Here is a 3608-nt window from a genome sequence, read left to right as displayed (position 1 = left end):
TCCGGACCGGCAGGGGGTGGGTCGGGCCGGCGCGGCCTCGACCGTGGCCACCTTGCATAGCAAGTGCCGTGCCGAACGCCGCGGCTGCGCCGAACGCAAAAGCGCCCTGGACGGGCCGCGTCCGGGGCGCTTCGACGACCGCTTCAAGTTTGGAGGATCAGATGCTGCCCACCGTCCGCAACCTGGCGCGCGGGTGAATCTCGGATTGCGAGAGCACCGGCGTCTGCGCGCGGAAGCGCTCGACGATCGAGCGCACGAACGGCCGGATGCCCGGCGAGGTGACCAGCACGGGCGCCTCGCCCATGCGGGCCGCCTCCTCGAACCGCTCGCGCACCAGCGTGATGAACTCGGACAGGCGCGACGGCTGCATGGCGAGCTGGCGGTCGTCGCCCTGGCCGACGATCGACTCGGCGAAGGCCTGCTCCCAGCGCGCCGAGAGTGCGATCAGCGGCAGGTGGCCGGCCGGGGTCGTGTACTGGGCGCAGATCTGGCGGGCGAGGCGGCTCCTCACATGCTCGACCAGCACGTTGGGGCTGCGCGTGAACGACAGCGCGTCGGCGACGCCTTCCAGGATGGTGCCGAGATCGCGGATCGAGATGCGCTCGGTGAGCAGCAGCTGCAGCACCCGCTGGATGCCCGTGATGGTGATCTGGCCGGGCACGATCTCCTTCACCAGCTCGCCCTGTTCCTTGGGCAGCTCGCGTAGCAGCTTCTGCACCTCGGCGTAGGACAGCAGCTCGGAGATGTTCGCCTTGAGCTGCTCGGTGAGATGCGTCGCCAGCACGGTCGCGGCGTCGACCACCGTGTAGCCCTTGACGGCCGCCTCCTCCTTGAGACTCGCGTCGATCCAGGTGGCGGGCAGGCCGAAGGTCGGCTCGGTCGTGTGCATGCCGGGCAGGTTCACCTGGCCGCCCATCGGATCCATGGCCATGTACTGGCCCGGCCAGACGCGCCCGGTGCCGCCCTCGACCTCCTTGATCTTGATGACGTAGCTGTTGGCGTCGAGCTGCACGTTGTCGAGGATGCGCACCGCGGGCATCACGAAGCCCATGTCCATCGCGAGCGAGCGGCGCAGCGCCTTGATCTGTTCGGTGAGACGGTCGCTGCCGTCCGGCGAGTTGACCAGCGGCAGCAGCGCGTAGCCGAGCTCGATCTTGAGGTCGTCGATCTTCAGCGCCGCCGAGATCGGCTCCTCGGCCGGCGCCGCGGCGGCCGCCGCCGCCGAGGTGGTCGTCGCCACCTGCACCTCGTCCTTGGCGCGCTTGTCGATCACGTAGGCGAGCACGCCGGCGCCGCCGCCGAGCAGGAAGAAGGGCAGCATCGGGATGCCGGGCAGGAGCCCCATGGCGAGCATCACGGCCGACGACATGCCGAGCGCCTTCGGGTAGCCGGAGAGCTGGCGGAGCAGCACCTTGTCGGCGGCTTCGGAGAGGCCCGCCTTCGACACCAGGAGGCCGGCCGCGGTCGACACGATCAGGGCCGGGATCTGGGTGACGAGGCCGTCGCCGACGGTGAGCAGCGTGTAGGTACGGCCGGCCTCGGCGAACGAGATGCCCTGCTGGGCGATGCCGATGATGATGCCGCCGATGATGTTGATGAAGACGACGAGCAGGCCCGCGATGGCGTCGCCGCGCACGAACTTCGAGGCGCCGTCCATGGCGCCGTAGAACGAGCTCTCGTCCTCGAGGTTCTTGCGGCGGATGCGCGCCTCCTTCTCGTCGATCAGGCCGGCCGAGAGGTCGGCGTCGATCGCCATCTGCTTGCCCGGCATGGCGTCGAGGTTGAAGCGCGCCGCCACCTCGGCGATGCGGCCCGAACCCTTCGTGATCACCACGAAGTTCACGATCACCAGGATCGTGAACACGATGATGCCGATGACGAAGTTGCCGCCCATCACGAAGTTGCCGAACGCCTCGATGACGTGGCCGGCGGCGGCCGTGCCCTCGTGGCCGTGCGACAGGATCAGGCGGGTCGAGGCGAGGTTCAGCGACAGCCGCAGCATCGTCGACATCAGGAGCACGGTCGGGAAGACCGAGAACTCGAGAGGCTTGTGGATGAACAGCGCCGTCATCAGGATCAGCACCGAGGTGATGATCGAGACCGCGAGCGCGAAGTCGAGCAGCAGCGGCGGCAGCGGCAGGATGAGGACGACCAGGACGGTCATCACGCCGATGGCGAGCGCGATGTCGCCCGACCTCAGCGTATCCCCGATCTCGCGCAGGCTCGGGACCTTGAACCGCGATCCGCCCTGACCCGCCGCTATGTCCGACATGACCCCGCCCCGCGCACGCGCGCCGGCGAAAAAGCCGGCCCCGGCAAAATTTGCCGGGTTCATGGTTACCGACTGGTTAACGCGGGCGTTTATTTGCGATTCTGCAGGGGATTACGGGCGGGCCGTGGGGTCGCGGCTTCACTCCGGGGCCGCCGCAGCGCCATGTCGCGACCAAAAGCGCGTGGCGAGACCGTGGCGAACATTGCCGACTTGTAATTCTTACCCAAGTTTAACTTGCCGCTTCTGGCGTCGAATACTAGCGTTCACATAGTAATCGACGGGAGGCGGTCATGTGGAAGTCACTCCTCGCCGGCACGGCCGTGCTCGCGCTGGCAGGAACCGGGTTCTCGCTGGCTCAGCAGGGGCCGGTCGCCCCGACGCCGCCGGCGCAGACCGCGCCGTCCCAGTCGGCTCCGGCTCCGCAGGCCCGCACGGCTCCGGGGACGGCGAGCGATGCACAGGCCTATCGCGACGCTCGCATCGCGGCCCTGCGCGCCGGCTTGGCGCTCAGCCCCGAGCAGGAGAAGGCCTGGCCGGCGTTCGAGCGCGCCTGGCGGGCGTTCATGGACGAGCGCGCCGCCGCCCGTGCGGCGTTCCGCGAGCGAATGCGTGAGCGCCGGGCCGACCGTGGCGACCGGGACCGCACCGAACGTGACGAGCCGCTCGACCGGCTGCAACGTTTCGCCGACCAGGCGAGCCGGCGGGCCGCCGCCCTGAAGGATCTCGCCGACGCCACGGCGCCGCTGGTGAACGGGCTCGACGACTCCCAGAAGCGCCGCTTCTGGTCGCTCGCCCGGCCGTTCGGGTCCGGCTTCGCCGGACATCAAGGCTTCGCCGGACATTACGGCTTCGCCGGGCGTGAAGGACGCGGTCCGCACGGCCGGCACGGCTGGCACCACGACGGCCGCCCGCACGACCGGTTCCACGACCACGGCCGCGACGGCTTCCGTGGCCCCGACCGGTGGCGCGACGGCGGCTATGGCTCCGGGCGCGGCTACGACCGCTACGGTCACGATGGCTATGGCTCCGGCCGCGACGGCTACTACGGCTACGGCCGCGACGGCTACGGCCGGAACGACTGGCGCGACGGTCGCGGCTGGCGCGAAGGCCGGCGCGACGACGACCGGCGCGGCTATGGCCCGCCCCGCCGCTCCGATGATCGGCGGCCGCTCGGTCCGATGGAGGAGCGGCTCTGATCCCGATCGACCGAACCGGTCGACGCGCGGCCGGGCGATTCGGCCCATGAACCAGGAGACACGAATACGCCGCAGGGGCAGCGCCCCGCGGCTCGACTAGAGGCCCGCCGTCGCTGGGGGGGCTGGGGGGAGGCATCGGG

Annotated in this window: 2 protein-coding genes; one reads left to right on the top strand and one right to left on the bottom strand. The window is 70.1% G+C overall.

Going from position 1 to position 3608, the window contains the following annotated elements; translation table 11 throughout:
- Positions 1-157: 157 nt before the first annotated feature.
- Entirely contained in the window at positions 158-2272 is a 2115-nt protein-coding gene (flhA, locus tag CCR97_RS30835; RefSeq protein ID WP_111358730.1) for a flagellar biosynthesis protein FlhA, read from the bottom strand.
- Positions 2273-2562: 290 nt separating this feature from the next.
- Here flhA and CCR97_RS30830 point away from each other — a divergent pair, with 290 nt between their 5' ends.
- Positions 2563-3468 carry a Spy/CpxP family protein refolding chaperone gene (locus CCR97_RS30830; protein WP_111358729.1) on the top strand — a complete coding sequence of 302 codons (906 nt, stop codon included), beginning with the start codon at positions 2563-2565 and terminating at the stop codon, positions 3466-3468.
- Positions 3469-3608 lie beyond the last annotated feature (140 nt).

Origin of the sequence: Rhodoplanes elegans, from assembly GCF_016653355.1 — a bacterium.
GTDB lineage: Bacteria > Pseudomonadota > Alphaproteobacteria > Rhizobiales > Xanthobacteraceae > Rhodoplanes > Rhodoplanes elegans.
Note: the sequence above shows the minus strand (reverse complement) of the source record. Positions and strands in the feature narration are given on the sequence as shown.